Raw genomic sequence first — 20,719 nt, forward strand, 5'->3', positions numbered from 1 at the left:
CTATGTTTCCTAAATCAGGGAACCCAATTGTCAGTCTACGGTCTAAACAATTCAGTTCACTTCAATCTTTAGATCTGTGGACAAGCTTCGCTACAAAATAACCAACTAGAAGCTGTATAATCAAACTGTAATCAATCGTGATTCACTAACATTATATATTGCTGAATAGGCTACTCGGCTATGAAATAAAACTAAGCAAGGCAATAATGGAAGACCTCATTTATTGAGGACTTAACCAAACTTTATTTCCTAATTCGAGTTCAGATAGTAAATTGCAACATGATTAAGAATGTTTATGGTAACCATAATTCGTTTTACAATGCCTTTTGAACTGTATTATTTCTAATAACTGACCACTAAATTACGCGGCTAATCTCAATTTTTAAAAAATTACTCCTTGTCTTGGGGAGATGAATAGAACCACTCATTTAATACGAACGATTTCGTAACATTGTCCGATGTCGCAAACAGCATCGACTCATATTTCAATGCTTCTGCGGCGGAGTCTGCTCGAGTAAATTAGATAGCACTGCACCGTAGACTTTTGACCCAGTAAAATGAATAAGTGGATGCTTCCTTTGTTCTTCATCTTAAACGTGAGGTTAACCGTTTTGGCGCGCTTACTAATTCATGAATAGTGAGAGCATGATAAGGGCAGTTGAGCAAGTTTGAAAATAGAATTTATGAATTTTTGCAGACCTACCAGTGGCATTGAAAATACACATTTAACCATGAGAGCAATCATAATGCCTAAGTCACTAAATAAACGCGGTCTCCCACCATTACCCTGCTTAGTTTCATTCCATGGCTAAATCCCTTCTTCATTAACCCAGAATATTAGTAAGTCATAATTACTTAAAAATTAATTATATGTATAATTTAGTTTTTTTAATTTAAAAAATAAATCTTTATGAATGGGCTAGACTTAAAAAAAACACACCTTTCATGATGAATAAAAAGGCGTGTTTAAGAGTATGACCTAATTGTAAGGTAATTAGTTACAACTTTTATTTTAATGGCACCTGATAAAAAACTTAATAGTGTCAATATCCGGATTAAATTTTAGCCCACGAAAAACATTTTAAAAATATTTGTTATCCTTTCATAAATTGCTCAGGTTATAAAATTGTAGTGAATGTACGTGCGATAACATCTTGCTGTTGCTCAACAGTCAGAGAATTGAAACGCACAGCATAACCAGAAACACGGATAGTAAGCTGAGGATAATTTTCTGGATGCTTAATGGCATCTTCCAGTGTTTCACGGTTCAAAACATTCACGTTCAAGTGTTGACCACTTTCGATGCCTACTTCCTGATGGAAGTAACCATCCATAAGGCTAGCAAGATTTGCTTTTTGCGTATTACCATCTTTACCCAATGCATTAGGCACGATTGAAAATGTATAAGAAATACCGTCTTTTGCGTGAGCAAATGGTAATTTACCCACGGACGTTAACGATGCTACAGCACCTTTCGCGTCTCGACCATGCATTGGGTTTGCGCCTGGTGCAAATGGTGCACCGGCACGCCGACCGTCTGGAGTGTTACCTGTCTTCTTGCCGTACACCACATTTGAAGTTATAGTTAGGACAGACTGAGTGGGTACCGCGTTACGATAAGTCTGCAGTTTACGTATTTTGTTCATGAAGGTTTCAATAATTTGACAGGCTATATCATCTACACGTGAGTCATTGTTACCAAACTTCGGATAGTCCCCTTCGATTTCAAAATCGATTGCTATGCCGTCTTCGTCACGGATAGGCTTAACTTTTGCATATTTGATCGCAGACAGTGAGTCAGCCGCTACAGATAAACCAGCAACACCACATGCCATAGTCCGGTAAACATCACGATCCATCAGTCCCATCATAGAAGCTTCGTAGCTGTACTTATCGTGTGAGTAATGAATAATGTTCAGTGCGGTCACGTATTGCATTGCCAACCAATCCATAAAACTGTTCAGACCATTCCACACTTTGTCAAAATCCAGCACATCATCCATCATAGGCGCTTGCTTAGGACCAACTTGTAGTTTAAGTTTTTCGTCAATCCCGCCATTAATCATATACAGCAATGTTTTAGCTAGGTTTGCACGTGCACCGAAGAACTGCATGTGTTTACCTATCACCTGTGGAGACACACAACAAGCAATAGCATAGTCATCGTTATCAAAATCTGGACGCATTAGGTCATCGTTTTCGTACTGAATAGAAGACGTATCAATAGATACTTTTGCACAAAATTTCTTAAAACTGAGAGGCAGTTTTTCAGACCAAAGAACAGTGATATTTGGTTCTGGACTTGGGCCCATAGTGTATAACGTATTCAGAAAACGAAAGTTAGTGCGACTTACCAGAGTACGACCGTCACAACCCATGCCCCCAATTGATTCTGTTGCCCAGATTGGGTCACCAGAGAACAGTTCATCGTACTCGGGAGTACGCAAAAAACGAACCATACGCAGTTTCATAACGAAGTGATCAATTATTTCTTGTGCTTCAACTTCAGTGATTTTGCATTTAGTGAGGTCACGCTCAATGTACACATCAAGGAACGTAGAAACACGGCCTAGAGACATTGCAGCACCGTTCTGAGATTTAACTGCAGCTAAATAGCCGAAGTAAACCCATTGAACAGCTTCCTGAGCCGTAGTTGCAGGACTAGAAATATCTACGCCATATTTTTTAGCCATTTCTTTGATCTGGCCAAGAGCACGGTATTGTTCTTGAATCTCTTCACGTAGTTGCATGGTCATTTGTAGATCATCGCCCGATTCCAACTTCGTTTGCAATGAGTGGAATTGCTTAGCTTTGTCCTGCCTTAGGAAATCTATACCATAAAGTGCAATACGACGGTAGTCACCTATAATGCGACCACGACCGTATGCATCAGGAAGACCAGTCAGAATACCAGACTTACGACAGTTCATGATATCTGGGGTATATATATCGAAAACGCCTTGGTTGTGGGTCTTACGATATTCTGAATAAATTTTAGACACAATAGGATCTAGCGTGCGATCATACGCTTTGCAAGAACCTTCAATAATACGCACACCTCCGTTAGGAATCAGCGCACGTTTCAGTGGAGAGTCTGTTTGCAAACCAACAATTTTTTCAAGATCTTGAATGATGTAGCCTGCATCGTGAGCTGTAATAGTAGAAATAATTGAAGTATCAAAATCGACAGGGGCATGCGTTGAGTTCTCCAGCCTTATGCCTTCCATAACTTTATTCCAAAGCGTGTTGGTTGCTTCAGTACCTTCAGTTACTAGGAAACACTCGTCACCTTCATACGGAGTATAATTTTTTTGAATGAAGTCCCTTACGTTAACTTCCGTCTGCCAGTCACCAGCGGTGAAGCCTTCCCACGCTATAGTAAATTGTTCTACCATAATGTACCTACTTATTTTAACTTCAGTAAAAAAGAGAAATATATGCTTGTTTTGATTTAGTACAATTAATGATTATCTGCTCCCGTGATCGCCACGTAGAGCAATCAGCCAGTATGAAGTTGCTTACCGTTAGAGCGGCTAAGTCAGCTGCACTGTACTCAATTAACCTAAAAGCGCCGCCTTAAACACATAAAATTAATTTAAATAACCTGTAATTTTTGGAATAATCACAGTAAAAATTGCTCAATAACTTCTTGAAAACAACGTTTACTGTTGAAATAAACGTTGTTTCTTGACTTTACATTAATTATCTTCGATAGTTACCTTATTGGATTGAAATTCCAGTTATAAAAAGGAATATAATAAAGATCAATATCAAAAATAATATGGAGCTAATGAGTTAATGGATAACTCTCTCTCGACTTACTGAAAAAATAAATAATTTGATCGCTGTTTCTTATCTTAAACTTGCTTACCACAGCATAAATCATTTTATAAATTTTATCTTGTTCTTTACAGATCCATTCATGCATTATTTTTACCGCTTGCATTGAATAAGTGTCATTAATTAATAAAATAGATACACCCTTGGTACAAGAGACTTTGAACGCATATATAGCAATAACTAAAATTTGTTTGTAGATATGAAACTTGTATTAAATCCCTGTCTGTACCTTAATAACTGCGTGCATTACGCATGAGATCACTTATTTCATTCCCTCTACTATGTATTTCACTCCAAACAACTCATCAATATCAACAATAATTTGACAAGTACCAAGATAAACGCGTTCACTGAGGTGTCCAATGAAAATCATTATTTCATGGCTACGTAACGTTTGCAAAATCGTGGTTATCTCCAACCTTTGGCTGTAAAAAGTATCATATTTATACGACCATTCACTTAGCTATCGTAAGTATTACCATGTTGGCTGTCGAATCGGAAGGCTTTCATGATCTATAGCATAGTCTTGAATTTTTAAAAATTAAATATTTGCCATAATGACGTACATATGGCATTCAGACACACCATGCGGTTGCAAACTATGCTTCAAATCAACCTGAGCAAAGGTACGATGCAATGCATTCTAGGTAATCCTCATTACATTGATGTTCTCAGTTTCATCATTACCATATGTTAGCCAATACGTCACATCATGACAATAAAAAATAACGTACAAACCATGCTACCAAAAATAGACCATAATCCAATCGTGTGCGAATGAAAGCTCCGTAATACGGTTATTCATGTTTACGACAGTGGTCAAAATGGTTAATGTGAGAAGTACATTTCCGCACACAAATTAATACAATGCCCAAAATAAAGGCAGCAAGACAATTAATCAACTTAACGAAGCCCCAATACACCTCACCCGCACTCGCAATACCAGTAAGAATGACCAATATAAAAAATTATAATAACACTGTAATCGCTTTAAGATATTGATTTATTTAGCTTATAATGGACTTTGTTTCCTAATTTGAATTCAGATGGAAAATCCCAATATTATTAACAATTAAATAATCGCTTGCATTTTAGGCATCCCCAGCCCGATCAGCTTACTTAACACTTTTACCATGGCATAAGTTTTGCCAATTTGAGCATTGTTATCTTGTAAGCTCAATGTCCCTCCAAGTAGTTTTGTGACTCGAAACATTGCCGTCTCTGATAGGGGGAAGATTTATGATAACTATACCTCGCTTTACAATGCGTATTTGAGCCGTGTAACTTCTGGTAATTGACCGCTAAATTATATGTATAATCTAACTCCTCAAAAGTTGCTCCTTTCCTTGATGAGATGAGTGAACCGTTTGTTTAATGCGAACAGTTTCGTAGTATTATCTGGTATCATAAGCACCATTGGCTGATATTTCATTGATTTTTAGTGGGTTTATTTGCAAAAATTAGGTAGCACTGCATCGTCAGTCACATTTAATGCACTTAACTCAGCAGCAATGATTTCATGCGTATTTATATCTACTGTTAAATGTAACTTACACCAAACTCGCCGTTTTCCACGCATTCCATGCTTTCTTACTTTTCATTCTCCTTCACCATAGACTTTTAGCCCCGTAAAATCAATGGCTAAATGCTGGATGGTTTCTTTAGTCTGCGTATTGAACATGACGTTAACCGTTTTGGCGTGCTTGCTAATTCATGAATAGTGAGAGCATGACAATGGCAGTTGAGCAAGTTTAAAAACAGAATTTATAAATTTTTGCAGACCTACCAATGGCATTGAAAATACACATTTAACCATAAGAGCCATTGTAATAACTAAGTGCCTTTGTAATTTTATTTCCTAATTCAAGTTCAGATGACAAATCCCAACATAATTTACTATTAAATAATCGCTTTCGTGTTAGATATACCTAGTTTTATCAGCTATTTAACGCTTTTATCATGACGTTAATTTCTCTAATCTGAGTTGTGTGATCTCTTAGGCTCAATGTTCTTCCGAGTAGTTTTTTGACTCGAATCATGGCTGTCTCTGCTAAGGAACACTTGCGATAATCGGCTTTATTTCCTAAATTATGGAACCCAATTTTCAATCAACACTTTAAACAGCCAGGCCCACTTAAATATTCAGGTCTATAAAAAAGCTTCGCTACAAAATAACTAACTGAAAGCAGCATAATCAAATTGTAATCAATCAAATTTATTTAAAATGGACTATTAAATAATTGGTTACTGTGATTTTTAACGTGAGTGTTAATGACCTTAAGGTAAAGGAAAATAATAGATGATAGATGATAGATGATAGATGATAGATGATAGATGATAGATTAATTCTTCTTTTCATAATAAGCCACTTCAGCTTCAATTTTTTGTCTCGCTGCACTACATCGTACTAGCCTCTTTTCCAACGCTATCAAATATTTTTTTGCCTGTTCTAGTTCTGTGAATGAGCACCTATGCTTTAGTATTTCTTCAGCATCCTTAATCATGGCTACAAGCCGTACCTCCCAACCTTGATGTTGAGCAACATCATGATATAGCTGACTTATAGACATACTAACTTTTGCTGTAGAATCTTTTTTTTTAGTTTTAACAGATAAAATTGCCACTTCACGCTGTAATGCACTGATTTGATTCATGAGCTTCTCACAAAGATAGACAGCCCGTTCTGTAGACAAAAAGTTATCTAATGGTTCCCTTTCCAATGTTTTCAACACGCTTAGAGCTTCTGATACACAAGGCATCAAAAAATAAAATAGACTGCCAAACAGTTGCTTATCAAATAAAGGCTGTATGGCTTGTCCACATTGATGATCGATCTCCTCAGCATGCACTCCTAGTACGTATAATTGTTTTTTTAATTCAGATAAATTCATTATATCTCTTAATTGAACATTAGAATTAGGCACTCACGGTAAGTTTTACAACAAAGATAATAACTAAATGATCATGTATTCAAGAGGGCATTCTATATGTAAGATTTCATCTCTTTTTTTTCATGGTGATCGTTATAACTACCATTGGCGTTAAATATGATTTTTACTATAAACTAAACATTCCCTAGCAAAGATAGTAATGTTCCGCATTAAAAAAATTATTTGGTAGAACACGGAACCTAGAAATGACAATGCCTAAGTTAGCGTAACCTACTCTATGATAAAAGTATCCAATAAGCTATCAAGGTTAGGTATACTTAACATAAAATAACAGGTTAATAATTCAGCATATAGAGACTTGTACTCTAACTCATAATGAAGAAGTAAAATTTATTTTTGCGTACAGATCCAAGTATATCACGCATACAGAATGTAAAAAAGTTCAACTATTGGGCTATTAATTTTCATTTTTGTGATTAATATCACTATAAAAATTGCATGATATGCCATTTACAATATAAATTACTTATTTATAGTCATATATGCTGAATATATAATGCAATTATTCTATTTGTGGCTTTAAATTCTGTTTTTAATCTGCAACTCAGTTTGTCTAAATCTGACAATGTGATTTATATGCTGCGACCTCACTTAAGCGTTACTTTCTATCTATATGTATTGGAAAGCATTTTTATTTTTTATTGTTGATCTGTATTAAGTTGACAGAATTTAGATTGTTCTGCACGATATCTTAGATATTTAAGCGTATTTATTGCTTCGTTGTTGTAACGGATGCAACCATAAAGGAATCCTGGAATAGGAATTCCATACTAATAAAAAAAGGCAGTGGATTAACATGAAGAAAACAATTCTAGCTTTGGCAGTCCCAGCTTTAATGACAGCTGGTGCAGCAAACGCAACCTTTAGCTTGTACGATGCTAATGGTGTAGTTGTAAATCTTTCTGGTAAAGCAGGAGCTCAATACATGAATAAGTATGATGGGCGTGCTAAGAATACTGCCGGACAAGACCCGTACTTGAAGATTGACAAGGCCGAATTCCTCCTAGCAACTTCTCATGTCGTTACCGACAGCTTGAATGTTGTAGCGGGTATGGGCTTTAAATTTAAAGGCGATACCCTAGATAAAGGTAACGTTGAAAATAACCAGTTGTATGTTGGTTTTGGTAGCAATTATGGTACATTAACTTTTGGTCGCCAAGTTATGCTTGCTGACAAGGCTGGTAACTCAAAAGCATACGGACTAGGTAAAAAGCAAGTTGATTTTCTTCACGAATCCGGCGCGCAGGTCATCAAGTGGGTTTACGATAATGGTAGATTTTATGCTGGTGCAAACGTTGATTTAGATAATAATGTGAATAGAGATAAAAATGGTCGTGAGGTTGTCGGCGGTCGTGTTGGTATGCGTGTTGATGCTCTAGATGCTCGTGTGTACGTGTTCAATGGTGAAAAAATAAAATCATCTGAGTTTGCACCCACTGGTACAGCGCTACAAAATGTTTCTGGATTTAACTTAGAAACTGATTATAAATTAGGTAAGTTTGACGCGTCTGCAAGTTATGGTCAAGTTAGGTATGAAAACAGCAACGCTAAATCTAATCATAATCACATGAACCTATGGCAACTTTCTAGTACTTATAAAATGGATGAGCGAATTTCAGTCGGTTTAGGTTACGACATAATGGATAGCCACACAGTAGGCAGCTACGAAAAGTATAACGGCAATAACTTATATACTAACGTAACTTATAAGATACACGATAATACTAAAGTTTTTGCAGAGATAGGTACAGCTCACCTTAAGAAAGGAGGCGTAACTCAAGATACTGACATTGGTTATGGAGTTGGAATGAGAGTTACATTTTAATGCATTATTAAATTGTAATGTCCAAATCAGCCGCCATTTTGGCGGCTTTATGTTTATGTCTAATATAAAGTATATAATATTACTAGTTAAATTAGCTTTATTTCCTCAATCAGGAAACTAAATTATCAATGTACGCTTTAAGCAGTTAGGTTCACTTAAATATTCAGGCCTATGAATAAGCTTCGCTATAAAGTAACCAACTGAAAGCTATAAAATTAAGCTTCAATTAATCGTGGCTCACTAATCTTTTGCAGTGATAAAGAAGCTATTCAGCTCTGGAGTCAAACTAAGTCGGGTAATCATGGGAAACCTCATTTATTTAGCGACTTAGGCATTACGACATCCTCATGGCTAAACGCGCATTTTTAATGCCATCAAGAGGTCGGCAAGGATTAATTAACTCTGTTTTCTAACTTGCTCCATTGTCGTTGTCATACTCTCATTATTCATGCACTAGCAAACGCACCCAAACGGTTACCGTCGCGTTCAAGACAAAAACTAAAAGAACCATCCAGCACTTAGTCATTGATTCTACGAGGCTCAAAATCTACGATAAGGGAAAAAGGAAAGTAAAAAAACATGGCACTCATAGGAAACATTATTGCTGAGTTAAGTGCATCAAATATGACTAACGGGTGAGAAGTACTACCTAACTTTTTAAACAGATCCACCGAAGAATGAATGGAGCATAAGGCAATGGTACTGATAACACCAGACAATTTTACGAAACTATTTAAATTAAACGAACTGTTCCTCTCATCCCACCAAAAAGGTATAACTTGTTGAAAACACGGTCATCCGCGTAATTTAGCGGTCAGTTACCAGAAGTTATGCAGTTCAAATAGCATAACAAAATGAGGTATAATTACCTTAAACGTTCCCTATTAGAAACATCAATGGTTCGAGTAAATAATTACTCAGAAGAGCATTAAACCTAAAAAATTACAATGCTCAAATTAACTAAACCTACGCCATAATAAAAGCGTTAAATAAGCTAACCTGGCTAGGTATGCCTAAAACAAAAGCGATTATCTAATAGTGAATCATATTGGGATTTGCTATCTAAACTCCAATTAGGAAATGAAGCCAATTAATTGCTAAGTGCTGGATGAGTTCTTTAATATGCATCTTGACCACAACATAAATTATTTTGGCTCACTGGATCATGATGCATCGATCCTTCTGGACTTTTCAACGACATAGGTAATATTAGTTAGCAACCATGAGTCATTAATACATAAGTACATTCAATAATTTCAAGTATAAAACTAACACCTTCGAAATATTTTATTTATTGCAAATAAAGAGTGCGGCTATCGCCGCTCACTCTTCGTATCTCTTAATTACTAACGTTGCGTTTGTACCACCAAAACCGAAACTATTTGACATAACTGTCTTTAATTCTTGTTCGCGCATTTCAGTCACAATATCTAGACCTTCAGCTGCTGGCTCTAAATTGTCAATATTGATGCTTGGTGCTACGAAGTTATTTGTTAGCATCAACGTCGAATAAATTGCTTCGTGAACGCCAGCAGCACCCAGTGCATGACCTGTCATTGCTTTGGTCGCAGAAATGGCTGGACTGTTGTTGCCAAACACTTCTTGAATTGCACCAAGTTCTTTCACATCACCTACTGGTGTCGATGTTCCGTGAGTATTAATGTAATCAATGTTATCAGTAAGGTCTTTCATCGCCATCCTCATGCAACGGATTGCACCTTCACCAGAGGGAGCTACCATGTCATAGCCATCAGATGTGGCACCGTAGCCTACAACTTCACCGTAAATTTTTCCTCCACGCACAAGTGCATGTTCAAGTTCTTCTATAACCAACATACCCCCACCACCTGAAATAACGAATCCATCGCGGTCTACGTCATAGGTGCGGGATGCTCTTTCTGGATTATTATTTTTTTTGGTTGATAATGCACCCATGGCATCAAACATCATAGTCAATGACCAATCGAGTTCTTCACCACCACCAGCAAAAACTACGTCTTGCTTACCCAATTGAATAAGCTCTACTGCGTGGCCAATACAATGTGCTGATGTCGCACATGCGGAGCTCATAGTGTAATTCACGCCACGAATTTTAAAAGGTGTCGCCAAGCACGCAGATACTGTCGAAGACATGGTACGAGGCACCATGTAAGGACCAATGCGCTTAACGCCTTTTTCGCGTAACGTGTCCACTGCAACCACTTGGTTGATTGAAGATGCGCCGCCTGAACCAGCTACCAAGCCTGTACGATCACTAGAAACCTGAACTTCAGTGAAACCTGCATCTGCAATTGCTTGCTCCATAGAAAGATAAGCGAAACCTGCTGCATCACCCATAAACCGAAATTTTTTGCGATTAATATGATTCACTGGATTCAGTTTCAAATCGCCCCAAACATGACTCCGTAGTTTCATGTCCGCGAACTGCTGGGAAAAACTAATCCCTGATTGACCCATTTTCAATGACTCCAGCACTTCTTTAGCGTTGTTACCGATGCTGGAAACAATGCCCATACCTGTAATTACGGCTCGTTTCATTATTTTTCCCTACACTTCAAATTCGCATCGATAATAGCGGTTTTAAAGTGAATAAGTGGTCCGCTTTCATTGCACCTAAGCTACGTTAAGGGACTCGTTTATAATAATCACTCATGGCACAGCTTAAATGCATAGCATTCAGCATGTCGTCATTTATGCTTAAAACTGAACAGTGTTCATATTCCGCTATTAAACCGATTTTGTTTCCTACATTAAAGAACTCAATTATTAATTTACGTTTTAAACAGCTCGGTTTACTTAAATGTTTAGGTATATGCACAAGCTCCTCTACAAAAGAATCACTGGAAGCAGTGCAATCAAGATTTAATCAATCGTAGCTTACTAATATTTTAAATTGCTAAAAAGTAGTCAATTATGTAATTAACTAGATAGGACTTTGTTTCCTAATTCAGGGGGGAAGATAGCAAATCCCAACATGATGCACTATTAGACAATTGCTTTTATTGTAGGCACACTTAACCCGGTCATTTTCTTTAAAATTTTGCCATTGCATAAGTTTCATTGATCTAAACATTGTGATCCCTTAGACTCAATGTTCCTCTGAAAAGTTTTTTAACTCGAACCATTACCGTCTATGATAAAAAACCTTTATTGTAACCATATCTCATTTCTCATTGCTTATTTAAATTTTATGACTTTTAGTAACTGATCGCTAAATTACGCGGATAACCTCATGTCCAAAAAAATTATTCTTTTTCTTGGTGGGATGAGTGAAATTGCTTGTTTAGTGCGAACGAGCTCGTAATATTATCTGGTCTCATAAGTACTATCACCTGATATTCCATTAATTTTACAGTGAATCTATTTAAGCAAGTTAGATAGCACGCACCCTCAGTCACATTTGATACACGTAACTCAGCAGTAATAATTTCATGCGTATTTATAGCTACTTCTACATATAACTTATGTCAGACTCGTCGTTTTTCATCAGTGCCATACTTTTTTTACTTACCCTCCGCCTTCACCGTAGACTGTGAACCCCCGTAAAATCAATGGCTAAGTGCTAGCTGGCTCCTTTAGTCTTCATCTTGAATGCAACATTAACCGTTTTGGTTCGCTTGCTAATGTGTTAATAATAAAGGCACAATAACGACAGTTAAACAAGTTTGAAAACAGAATTAATGAATCATTGAAGACCTCCCAATGGCATTCAAAATCTGCGTTTAACCATGAGAGCCGTCGTAATGGCTCTCATTAATTTTGTTCCAAGTCAGAAAGCGACTCAGAGGGACATTGAGCCTAAGGGATCGTCATGCCCACATTGGCAAAATCTACGCAATAATAAAAGTATTAAAGAAGCTGACAGAGTTCAGTATGCCTAAAATGAAAGCGAGCATCTAATAGTTCCTCATGTTAGGATTTGTTATCTGCACTCGAATTAGGAAACAAAGCCTGTTCGCGGTGAAATGGACATCATCGAAATAGGTTCGTCAAAGATGTAGCATTTATTCTCAATATTGATCTTCACTGCTTTTCTCCTTATAGTTCAAAGATAAACTCAATATAGCGGTTATGATAGGTGATACATGACGAGTCAAAAAATAACATTCACTTCAAAAGTAAACGTTATTTCAAAGAAGCTATTAAATAATGTTTCACGGTAACTCTCGCAAAGATGCAGATTATTTAAAATACCAAATGCATAATAAATTTTAGGAACTCAAGCCTAGATATTTAGGTTGATTAAGTATAGTACGGACGAATAATAGTCCCGAACGAAAACGGGCATGCTGCACGAACATTTTGAGCTGCAAGGAAAAATGAAACTAACCTGTTACTAGCAGCAGTTACTTTTTTTGTCAACATAGCAACCAAGAACATACTTCAGGAAGGAAATGTACCACCGTTTAAGTAGGGTTTTTTCTAAAATATAAAAATTTTATTACCAAAAGAATCATCCAAGTATTTTGGAAGGAATCAGGAGTAAACCTGAGCACTCAATTGCTAACTTAAATTAAGAATAATAACGTTCCTGACAATAATAAGGTATAATTTTTTCCATATTTAATATTTTGGGGGTTGTCTGAATGGCACTCCACTTAACAAAAAATAGGTGATCTCTATTATGGCAAGCGTAGGTCTCTTCTTTGGTAGCGATACAGGTAACACTGAAGCTATCGCGAAGATGATTCAAAAACAACTAGGTAAACAACTGGTCCACGTTCAGGATATCGCAATGAGCAGTAAAGAAGACATCGATAACTTTGACCTTCTGCTGTTTGGCATTCCTACATGGTATTATGGTGAAGCACAGTGTGATTGGGATGATTTTTTTTCTGAACTTGAGCAAATAAATTTTTCTACTAAGCTAGTTGCTATTTTTGGCTGTGGTGATCAAGAAGATTACACAGAGTACTTCTGTGATGCAATTAGCACTGTACGTGACATCGTTAAAATTAAAGGTGGCATCATTCTTGGCCACTGGCCAACAGAAGGATATAAGTTTGAAGCATCAAAAGCTCTCGTTGATGACAACAATTTTATCGGTCTGTGCATCGACGAAGACCGCCAACCAGAGCTGACTGCTCAACGTGTTGAAAGCTGGGTCAAACAAATTTACAAAGAAATGTGTTTGGCTAAGTTTGAAGGTTAAGTGTACATTTCCTTTTTAAAAATGCGCCCATAGCGCGTTTTTTATACGTTACTCTTTATTCTTACCATCATTAATTATTCTCCAGATTTTATTGATTAATTCGAGTTCAAATAACCAATCCCAACATTGCAGTATGAGTGAAACTCAGCTTTATTTCCTAAATCAAAAAAGTTAATTATAATTTACGTCTTCAGTAACTAGGTCCACTTAAATACTCAGGCCTATGGACAAGCGATGCAACCAAACAACCAAATGGAAGCAGTATAATAAAACTTGCATCAATCGAGACTCACTAACGTTTTGGGGCGATACAGAAACCATTCAGCTATGAAATTGAACTAAGCAAGAGAATAGTGAAAAATCTCGTTTATCTTGCGTTTGCGCCATTACAACAGCTTTCATAATAAAGCACGTATTTTCAATACTGCTAACAGATCTGCAAGTATTCATTAATTCTGTTTTTAAACCAGCTCAACTACCGTTGTCATGCCCTCATTATTCATACATTAGCAAGTGAACCAAAACGATTAACGTCCCCTTCAAAGCAAAAAACAAAATAACCATCCCGCACTTAATATTTATTTCGCAAAGCTAAAAATTTACAGTGCAGAAAAATGAAGCGCCAAAAATATAGCACTGATGGAAAACAGCAAGTTTGGCGTGAGTTACATTTAGCGGTAAATATAAATACGCATGAAACTATTGCTGCTGAGTTAAGTGCACTCAATGTAACTAACGGGTGCAGTACTACCTAACTTGTTCAAATAAATCCACCGCAGAATCAATGCAATATCAGGTGATAGTGCTTATGGACCAGACAATTTTACTAAACCGTTCACATGAAACGAGCAGTTCCACTTATCTCATCAAAATTATACAATTCAAATTAGCATTGGGGGAACGAAGCATGGTTACCATAAACGTTTCCTAGCAAAGACAGCAAGGTTTCAAAACAAAAATTTTCCGAAGGAACATTGGGCCTAAGAAATCATAATGTTCAAATTAACGACACCTATACCATGGTAAAAACATTAAATAAACTGATAGGGCTGAGCATGGCTAAAACGAAAATGCTTGTCTAACAGTTAACCATATTGGGATCCCTTATCTGAATTAACATTAAGAAACAAAACTTTGAATAAAGCTTCACTACTTTATTGAATGCATTACTTAAATAATGCAATCGCTAAAATATTTTTGCCTTCTTACAGACAGCAATGTATTATCGTATAGTTTTAAAAATGTCGAGGAGTGAATTAAAAAATATCGAAAGCAAACCTTTCACGTTTTTTAACCAAACCTTCAACTTCATGGGTAATTCCACTTAGCAGAGTTTTTATTTGGAAGAGTTAGCGAATTACTTCGAAAAAGTTGCTTTTTGGTTGATAATCACCCTTCATGCTAATGAGTTGATTGTTATTATCAAAATACAAGATGATTTCTTTTTGCTTAGGCTCTTCATAGCCAGATTTTTGCCATTGAATGAAATACCATGTATTAGGATAACCTGATTCCACCAACATTAGAGACCCAAGTAAAAACATTACCTGTTCTCTAGACATGCCAAATTTAAGTTTTTCAACTGCTTTTTGGTCGATATAATTTCCCTGATTAACATCTATACGATAAACTAATTTATGAGTCAAGGAACAGCCGAAGAGGCTAATCAATGTAAATAACACCACAGTGATGTTTTTCCAACGCATAACTTCTTACTTCACTTTCAAAAGAGGTATAAATGATAAACAAGCTGATGCGAGAAGTAAAAATATCTTGCTTGAACTTATCAGGCTAACCGTATTTCTAAAAAATTTATTGCCTTAACTTAATAAGCGAGCCAATTTAAGCCGTGACTTAGTTTTCTAATTCAAGTCATATAAAAATTCAACATAATGAACTATTAAACAATTGCTCTTATTTTAGACATACTTAACTCTGTTAACTTATTTAACGCGTTTAGTATTACGTAGGTTTTTTTCAATTTAGGCATTGTAATTCCTTAGGCTCCATACTTCTTCGAAGTAGTTTGTTGATTCGCAACATTACCTTTTTTAATAGGGAATATTTATGATAATCATACCTTGTTTTGTACTGATAATTTAAATTATACCACTTCTGATAACTGACCGTTAAATTACGTGGATGATTTCATAACATTGTTTTAGGTCGTAAACACCATCGCCTGATATTTCATCAATTTTTTACAAGCCTGTTTAAGCAAGTTAATTAGCACTTCTCCATTAGCGCCATGCTTTTTGACTTGTCATTTACTGCATCATTGATTTTTAGCTCCGTAGCATCAGTGGTCAAGTTGTTAAATAAACTAAGTCTCCACGATTACTCAACTTAGTCTGATTGCATAGTTGAATGGCTTTTTCATCAACCTCAAATATTTGTGAGCCACGATTAATTAAAATTTGATCATACTACTTCCAGTTGATTATTTTGTAGCAAAGATTGTCCATAGATCTGAATATTTAAGCGAGCCTGATTGTTTAGAGCATAAATTGATAATTTCGTTCCCTAATTTGGGGCACAAAGCTCATCCGCATTAATACTTATATATAACACTAAAATCAAATCGCGCATACTAGCATTATTCATAGTAAGTTCAACAATGTGAGCTTTTATACCAAACCGACATGCTTTATAGGTATATTCAAGTTAGTTGAGAAGAATCACTTACCCACTTTTAACTATGTAAATTTTTGTTATCTTACTGCCTTCATAACAACTTTGAAGTAAGGAAGATTGTGCCTATGCCAATCAAAACAGATGAATTAAGAACGCAACCTATTGACATCTTGCCAACACCTGCAGAAGTGGAAAACGCCTATCCATTAACTGACAACATCGCCAAACATATTGCAGAATCACGTCAACAAGTAAAAGATATACTTGCAGGCAGAAGCAATCGTCTGCTCGTGATTGTCGGTCCATGCTCTATTCATGATCCCGAGGCCGGCTTTGACTATGCAAATAAGCTAAAGGAAAAAGCAGGGCAACATAAAAACACCCTCCACATAGTAATGCGCACTTATTTTGAGAAACCACGAACTGTTGTAGGCTGGCAAGGCATGATTAATGATCCGGATCTAGATGGTAGTTGTCATTTACGAAAAGGATTGTTTAAGGCCCGTAAATTTTTATTAGATGTCAATTCTCTAGGTATGCCAACAGCAACGGAATTTCTTAATATGATTATAGGTCAATATATTGCAAATCTTGTGACTTGGGGTGCAATTGGTGCTCGTACAACTGAATCTCAGATTCATCGTGAGATGGCATCTGCGCTGTCCTGCCCCGTCGGGTTTAAAAATGGTACCGATGGCAACATTAAAATTGCCATTGATGCCATTCGCTCAAGCCAAACCTCCCATCTATTTTGCTCACCAAACAAGCAAGGTGTGATGACAATCTACCGCACCAGTGGTAATCCATATGGGCATGTCATTTTGCGTGGTGGTCATCAGCCAAACTATACACGTGAAAACATCAGTCACGTTGCTAACAATTTAATTAGTTTTGATCTAGTGCCTAAACTTATTGTCGATTTTAGTCACGCAAACTGTGAAAAACAGTATAAGCAACAAATAAATGTCGCAAAAAATATTTGTCACCAGCTAGTAGATGGTGACACACGTATAGCTGGGATCATGGCGGAAAGCTTTATTGAAGAAGGTAATCAAACCGTTAATAAAAACAGCGTAGATTCTCTTACGTACGGCAAATCCATAACCGATCCTTGCTTAAGCTGGACTGACACTTCTAACATGCTCGACATGTTAGCAAATGCAGTGACTCAACGTAATAAATTAAAACTAGTTAAGTTATTTTATTTTTTTAAATAAATATCAGGATAGTATGATGTCTTCTTTTGATATTATATCTAAGATTGATACCGTCGAACTAAACAATCCCGTTGATAGCACAAAGCATAAATTGACTACACGTTTCCATTTTACCGCGTTACTGCAAATTTCAAACTCAGTAAACAATAGTAAAATATCTACAAAATCAAACTTTCAGATCAATCAAATACTTGATATATTACGTAGTAATCTTGCAAAATACAGTATTGATGCCTATTCAATGGAAACAAAAGACTCCTTTCACACGTACAAAATTTATTTCAAAGATGTTCCCTTCAAAAGGGTATCAAATTCAATACTGCTAAAAAACAAATAAAACAGATCAAAAAGATTTACAACCAAGATTCAAGCGTAAATTAAAGACGAACAAGTTTGTATCACTGGTAAACATCTTGACAATTTACAAGCATGGACAAAATTTGCACGTGCATTAAGCGGCTTGGGTTAGCCATTCCAGTTTAAAAATTTTGCGGCTAATCTATTGTCAAAAAAACTGATAGTAGGTTACTATTTTTCGGTTGATTTATTGTAATCTGCAAGTAATATTCATATTAAATGCATATAATTTTGTTTCCTAGTTCAAGTTCAGATAGCATACCCCAAACATGATTCATTATTAGACAAGCGCTTTCATGCTAGACATGCTGAGTTTTGTCAACTTATTTAACACTTTTATCATGGTGTAAGTTTCACTAATTTGAGCAGTATGATCGCTTAGGCTCAATGTCCCTCCCAGTAGTTTTTTAACTCTAGGCATTTCTGCCTCTGTCAAAAAACGTTTATTATAGTCAGCTTTATTTTCTAGACTAGAAAACTAAATTATCCATCAACATTCTCAACAAGTAGGCTAACTTAAACATTCAGGTATATAAACAACCAACTGAAAGTAATATGATCAAGCTTTAATCAATCGTGACTCACTAACATTTTGAATTGCTGAAAAAGCCTTTCAGCTATAGAATCAAACCAAACCGAGTAATCATAGGAGACCTCATTTATCTAGCTACTTAGCCATTAAGATGGCTCTCATGGTTAAAGGCATATTTTCAATGCCATGGAGAGGTCAGGAAAGATTCATTAATTTTGCCGTTATCATGCATTAGCAAGCAAACCAAGACGAAGATTATAAGAGCCATCTAGCACTTAGCCATTAACTTTATGGGGGCTCATAGTCTACAGTAAAAGTGAATGGCAAGTAAAAAAAGCATGGCACTGATGGAAACCGGCAGGTCTGGCGTAAATTACATTTAGCAGTAGATATAAATATGCATTCAACCATGAGAGCCGTCGCAATGACTAAATCGCTAAATACATGAGGTCACTTACGATTAGCCTGTTTAGTTTAATTCCATAGCTCAGTGAATTCTCCATAAGTCCAACAGGCTAGGAGTCACTATTAATCAAAACTTAATTATATTGCTTCCCATTAGTTGTTTTGTAGCAACATTTGTCCGTAGACCTAAATATTTAAGTAAACCTAGCTGTTTAAAGCGTAGATTAATAATTGCATTCTATGATTGAGGAAACAAAGCCAGTATTCACTACTGAAGCAAGTTTAATGCAGCTTGAGGCATCTGTTTGGCCTGTGCCAAAATCGAAGTACTTGCTTGCTGAAGAATGTGTCCTTTGGTAAGTTTCGTTGTTTCTTTAGCAAAATCAGTATCACGAATACGACTACGAGATGCAGATACATTTTCTTGAATATTCGATAAGTTACTAATAGTATAACTTAAGCGGTTTTGCTTTGCACCTATAGCAGCTCGTTGGCTATCAATATATTCTATTGCGGAGTCCACAATACCGACAGCCATCTGTGCGCTACCAACATTGCTGACATCAATATCTTTTGCGGTAACCGCGTTTCCTGTACTAGTAGCCAAGCCTAGAGACGTTGCAAGAGAACCACCAAAAGTAACATTACCAGCTAACTTTTTTCCCGCAATAAATATCTGAAGTTGCCCATCATCATCTACTGATGCTGTAATCATTTCATCAGATTGACCATTAATAAATGTTGCAACCTCTTCAATGTCATCACCAGTTTTCGTGTCAATTACCAAATTAATTGTATTGCCGGATTTGGTCATAAAGGCCATAGTTAATGTTGCGGCGGCGGAAGATACCTCCCAACCAGCAGACTTACCTGACGTTGCGATGAACTCTGTTCCGCCCATACGATAGTCGTCAACACGAATACTACTAAGCCCCATGATGATAGCTTCACCAGAGCCAGAACCAATTTGAAATGCAGCTTCACCAAACGAACCATTCAACAGTCGACGACCCCCAAATGTCGTTGTTTCAGCGATGCGATTCAACTCATCTTGTAATGCTGATACTTCTTTTTGAATTGCAATTCGCTCCACACCACCATTAGTACCATTGGCTGATTGCAAAGATAGATCTCGCATTCGCTGAAGAATATTAGTGGACTCTTGCATCGCACCTTCAGCGGTTTGGGCAATAGAAATGCCATCATGCGCATTACGCATAGCAACATCTAAACCACGGGTTTGAGCAAGGAGCCTATTGGATATCTGCAAACCAGCAGCATCATCTTTGGCGCTATTGATTCGACTACCAGATGACAAGCGTTCCATCGATGTATTGAGATCATTTGTTGACTTATTCAGGTAATGCTGCGCAGTCATCGCAGACATGTTGGTGTTGACTGTGACACCCATTTTGCTCTCCTTTGACTTTCACGTAATTCATGAAACAGCCTATCTGCGACTTAAATCCAATCTCTAAGCTAGACCAACTTTAAATCGTTATTAGGGGAAGTATCAATAAACATTAATCCTACATATGTATCACTTACAATTTCCCTGCCAATTATAAAAAATTATAATTTAAACGTTGTTAAATATAATTTCATTATATGATATTTCCTAAATGGTAGAATTTTCACTGTATACATTTTGAAAACGGCAAGCTGCTTCCCCCTAATACATTTTTTGTAAAACGCTATTCATCCAACAAATTGTTCAATTTCTCAATTTTAGTTCAGAGAGCAAACTATAAACGGCGTAAAACCGCCGAAAGAATCGCTATCAAAATAAATTTGCACGGTGGCAAG

12 protein-coding genes and 6 pseudogenes are annotated in these 20,719 nt (G+C 36.5%); 8 read left to right on the forward strand and 10 right to left on the reverse strand.

Annotated features, from left to right (window positions below; genetic code table 11):
* Nucleotides 1-556: 556 nt before the first annotated feature.
* From BTN50_RS02595 to priC, 5 genes and pseudogenes are all read right to left on the reverse strand, one after another.
* Nucleotides 557-859 (reverse strand): annotated as a pseudogene (locus BTN50_RS02595) (transposase); the annotation flags it as partial.
* Nucleotides 860-1,118: 259 nt separating this feature from the next.
* Nucleotides 1,119-3,395: a formate C-acetyltransferase gene (gene pflB, locus BTN50_RS02600; protein WP_096618920.1), complete on the reverse strand. Its 2,277-nt coding sequence runs from the start codon at nt 3,393-3,395 to the stop codon at nt 1,119-1,121.
* 707 nt (nt 3,396-4,102) lie between these two features.
* Nucleotides 4,103-4,240, reverse strand: a complete 138-nt coding sequence (locus tag BTN50_RS09970; RefSeq protein WP_161492915.1) for a hypothetical protein — start codon at nt 4,238-4,240, stop codon at nt 4,103-4,105.
* 672 nt (nt 4,241-4,912) lie between these two features.
* Nucleotides 4,913-5,677, reverse strand: a pseudogene (locus BTN50_RS10885) (IS5 family transposase); the annotation flags it as partial.
* A gap of 505 nt (nt 5,678-6,182) precedes the next feature.
* Nucleotides 6,183-6,731: a primosomal replication protein PriC gene (priC, locus tag BTN50_RS02610; protein ID WP_096618922.1), complete on the reverse strand. Its 549-nt coding sequence runs from the start codon at nt 6,729-6,731 to the stop codon at nt 6,183-6,185.
* A gap of 856 nt (nt 6,732-7,587) precedes the next feature.
* Between priC and BTN50_RS02615 the strand changes: the two genes are divergently transcribed.
* A complete protein-coding gene (locus BTN50_RS02615) occupies nt 7,588-8,616 on the forward strand; it encodes a porin (protein ID WP_096618923.1) in 1,029 nt (342 codons plus the stop codon).
* Between the two features lie 225 nt (nt 8,617-8,841).
* Nucleotides 8,842-9,652 (forward strand): annotated as a pseudogene (locus BTN50_RS02620) (IS5 family transposase).
* A gap of 287 nt (nt 9,653-9,939) precedes the next feature.
* Here BTN50_RS02620 and fabB read toward each other — a convergent pair.
* Nucleotides 9,940-11,154, reverse strand: a complete 1,215-nt coding sequence (gene fabB / locus BTN50_RS02625; RefSeq protein WP_096618924.1) for a beta-ketoacyl-ACP synthase I — start codon at nt 11,152-11,154, stop codon at nt 9,940-9,942.
* A gap of 1,221 nt (nt 11,155-12,375) precedes the next feature.
* Here fabB and BTN50_RS09990 point away from each other — a divergent pair.
* From BTN50_RS09990 to BTN50_RS02635, 3 genes and pseudogenes are all read left to right on the forward strand, one after another.
* On the forward strand, nt 12,376-12,516 hold the full coding sequence (locus tag BTN50_RS09990) for a hypothetical protein (protein ID WP_161492919.1): 141 nt from the start codon (nt 12,376-12,378) through the stop codon (nt 12,514-12,516).
* A gap of 724 nt (nt 12,517-13,240) precedes the next feature.
* A complete protein-coding gene (gene fldA, locus BTN50_RS02630) occupies nt 13,241-13,768 on the forward strand; it encodes a flavodoxin FldA (RefSeq protein WP_096618925.1) in 528 nt (175 codons plus the stop codon).
* A gap of 223 nt (nt 13,769-13,991) precedes the next feature.
* Nucleotides 13,992-14,850 (forward strand): annotated as a pseudogene (locus BTN50_RS02635) (transposase).
* Between the two features lie 267 nt (nt 14,851-15,117).
* Here the strand turns inward: BTN50_RS02635 and BTN50_RS02640 are convergent.
* Together BTN50_RS02640 and BTN50_RS12050 are read right to left on the reverse strand one after the other, a co-directional pair.
* A complete protein-coding gene (locus BTN50_RS02640; RefSeq protein WP_096618926.1) occupies nt 15,118-15,474 on the reverse strand; it encodes an outer membrane protein assembly factor BamE in 357 nt (118 codons plus the stop codon).
* An 817-nt stretch (nt 15,475-16,291) separates the two neighbouring features.
* Nucleotides 16,292-16,414, reverse strand: a pseudogene (locus BTN50_RS12050) (hypothetical protein); the annotation flags it as partial.
* A 113-nt stretch (nt 16,415-16,527) separates the two neighbouring features.
* Between BTN50_RS12050 and BTN50_RS02645 the strand changes: the two are divergent.
* Complete coding sequence (locus BTN50_RS02645) at nt 16,528-17,619, forward strand: 3-deoxy-7-phosphoheptulonate synthase (protein WP_096618927.1); 1,092 nt, start codon at nt 16,528-16,530, stop codon at nt 17,617-17,619.
* A gap of 16 nt (nt 17,620-17,635) precedes the next feature.
* Nucleotides 17,636-17,956 carry a DUF520 family protein gene (locus tag BTN50_RS12055; RefSeq protein ID WP_161492920.1) on the forward strand — a complete coding sequence of 107 codons (321 nt, stop codon included), beginning with the start codon at nt 17,636-17,638 and terminating at the stop codon, nt 17,954-17,956.
* Nucleotides 17,957-18,256: 300 nt separating this feature from the next.
* Here the strand turns inward: BTN50_RS12055 and BTN50_RS09995 are convergent, their stop codons facing one another.
* The gene (locus tag BTN50_RS09995) at nt 18,257-18,397 is read right to left on the reverse strand and encodes a hypothetical protein (RefSeq protein ID WP_161492921.1); all 141 of its coding nucleotides are present in this window, start codon (nt 18,395-18,397) and stop codon (nt 18,257-18,259) included.
* A 205-nt stretch (nt 18,398-18,602) separates the two neighbouring features.
* Here BTN50_RS09995 and BTN50_RS10895 point away from each other — a divergent pair.
* Nucleotides 18,603-18,926, forward strand: a pseudogene (locus tag BTN50_RS10895) (IS5/IS1182 family transposase); the annotation flags it as partial.
* A 255-nt stretch (nt 18,927-19,181) separates the two neighbouring features.
* Here the strand turns inward: BTN50_RS10895 and BTN50_RS02655 are convergent.
* Nucleotides 19,182-20,324 carry a flagellin gene (locus BTN50_RS02655; RefSeq protein ID WP_096618929.1) on the reverse strand — a complete coding sequence of 381 codons (1,143 nt, stop codon included), beginning with the start codon at nt 20,322-20,324 and terminating at the stop codon, nt 19,182-19,184.
* Between the last annotated feature and the right edge of the window lie 395 nt (nt 20,325-20,719).

This window comes from Candidatus Enterovibrio altilux (assembly GCF_002381345.1).
Taxonomy (GTDB): domain Bacteria; phylum Pseudomonadota; class Gammaproteobacteria; order Enterobacterales; family Vibrionaceae; genus Enterovibrio; species Enterovibrio altilux.

Coding starts and splice junctions, on each gene's coding strand:
- pflB (WP_096618920.1), bottom strand. CDS start 3,395: ATGGTAGAACAATTTACTATAGCGTGGGAAGGCTTCACCGCTGGTGAC.
- BTN50_RS02655 (WP_096618929.1), bottom strand. CDS start 20,324: ATGGGTGTCACAGTCAACACCAACATGTCTGCGATGACTGCGCAGCAT.
- BTN50_RS02615 (WP_096618923.1), top strand. CDS start 7,588: ATGAAGAAAACAATTCTAGCTTTGGCAGTCCCAGCTTTAATGACAGCT.
- priC (WP_096618922.1), bottom strand. CDS start 6,731: ATGAATTTATCTGAATTAAAAAAACAATTATACGTACTAGGAGTGCAT.
- fabB (WP_096618924.1), bottom strand. CDS start 11,154: ATGAAACGAGCCGTAATTACAGGTATGGGCATTGTTTCCAGCATCGGT.
- BTN50_RS09995 (WP_161492921.1), bottom strand. CDS start 18,397: ATGCCTAGAGTTAAAAAACTACTGGGAGGGACATTGAGCCTAAGCGAT.
- BTN50_RS02645 (WP_096618927.1), top strand. CDS start 16,528: ATGCCAATCAAAACAGATGAATTAAGAACGCAACCTATTGACATCTTG.
- fldA (WP_096618925.1), top strand. CDS start 13,241: ATGGCAAGCGTAGGTCTCTTCTTTGGTAGCGATACAGGTAACACTGAA.
- BTN50_RS02640 (WP_096618926.1), bottom strand. CDS start 15,474: ATGCGTTGGAAAAACATCACTGTGGTGTTATTTACATTGATTAGCCTC.
- BTN50_RS12055 (WP_161492920.1), top strand. CDS start 17,636: ATGTCTTCTTTTGATATTATATCTAAGATTGATACCGTCGAACTAAAC.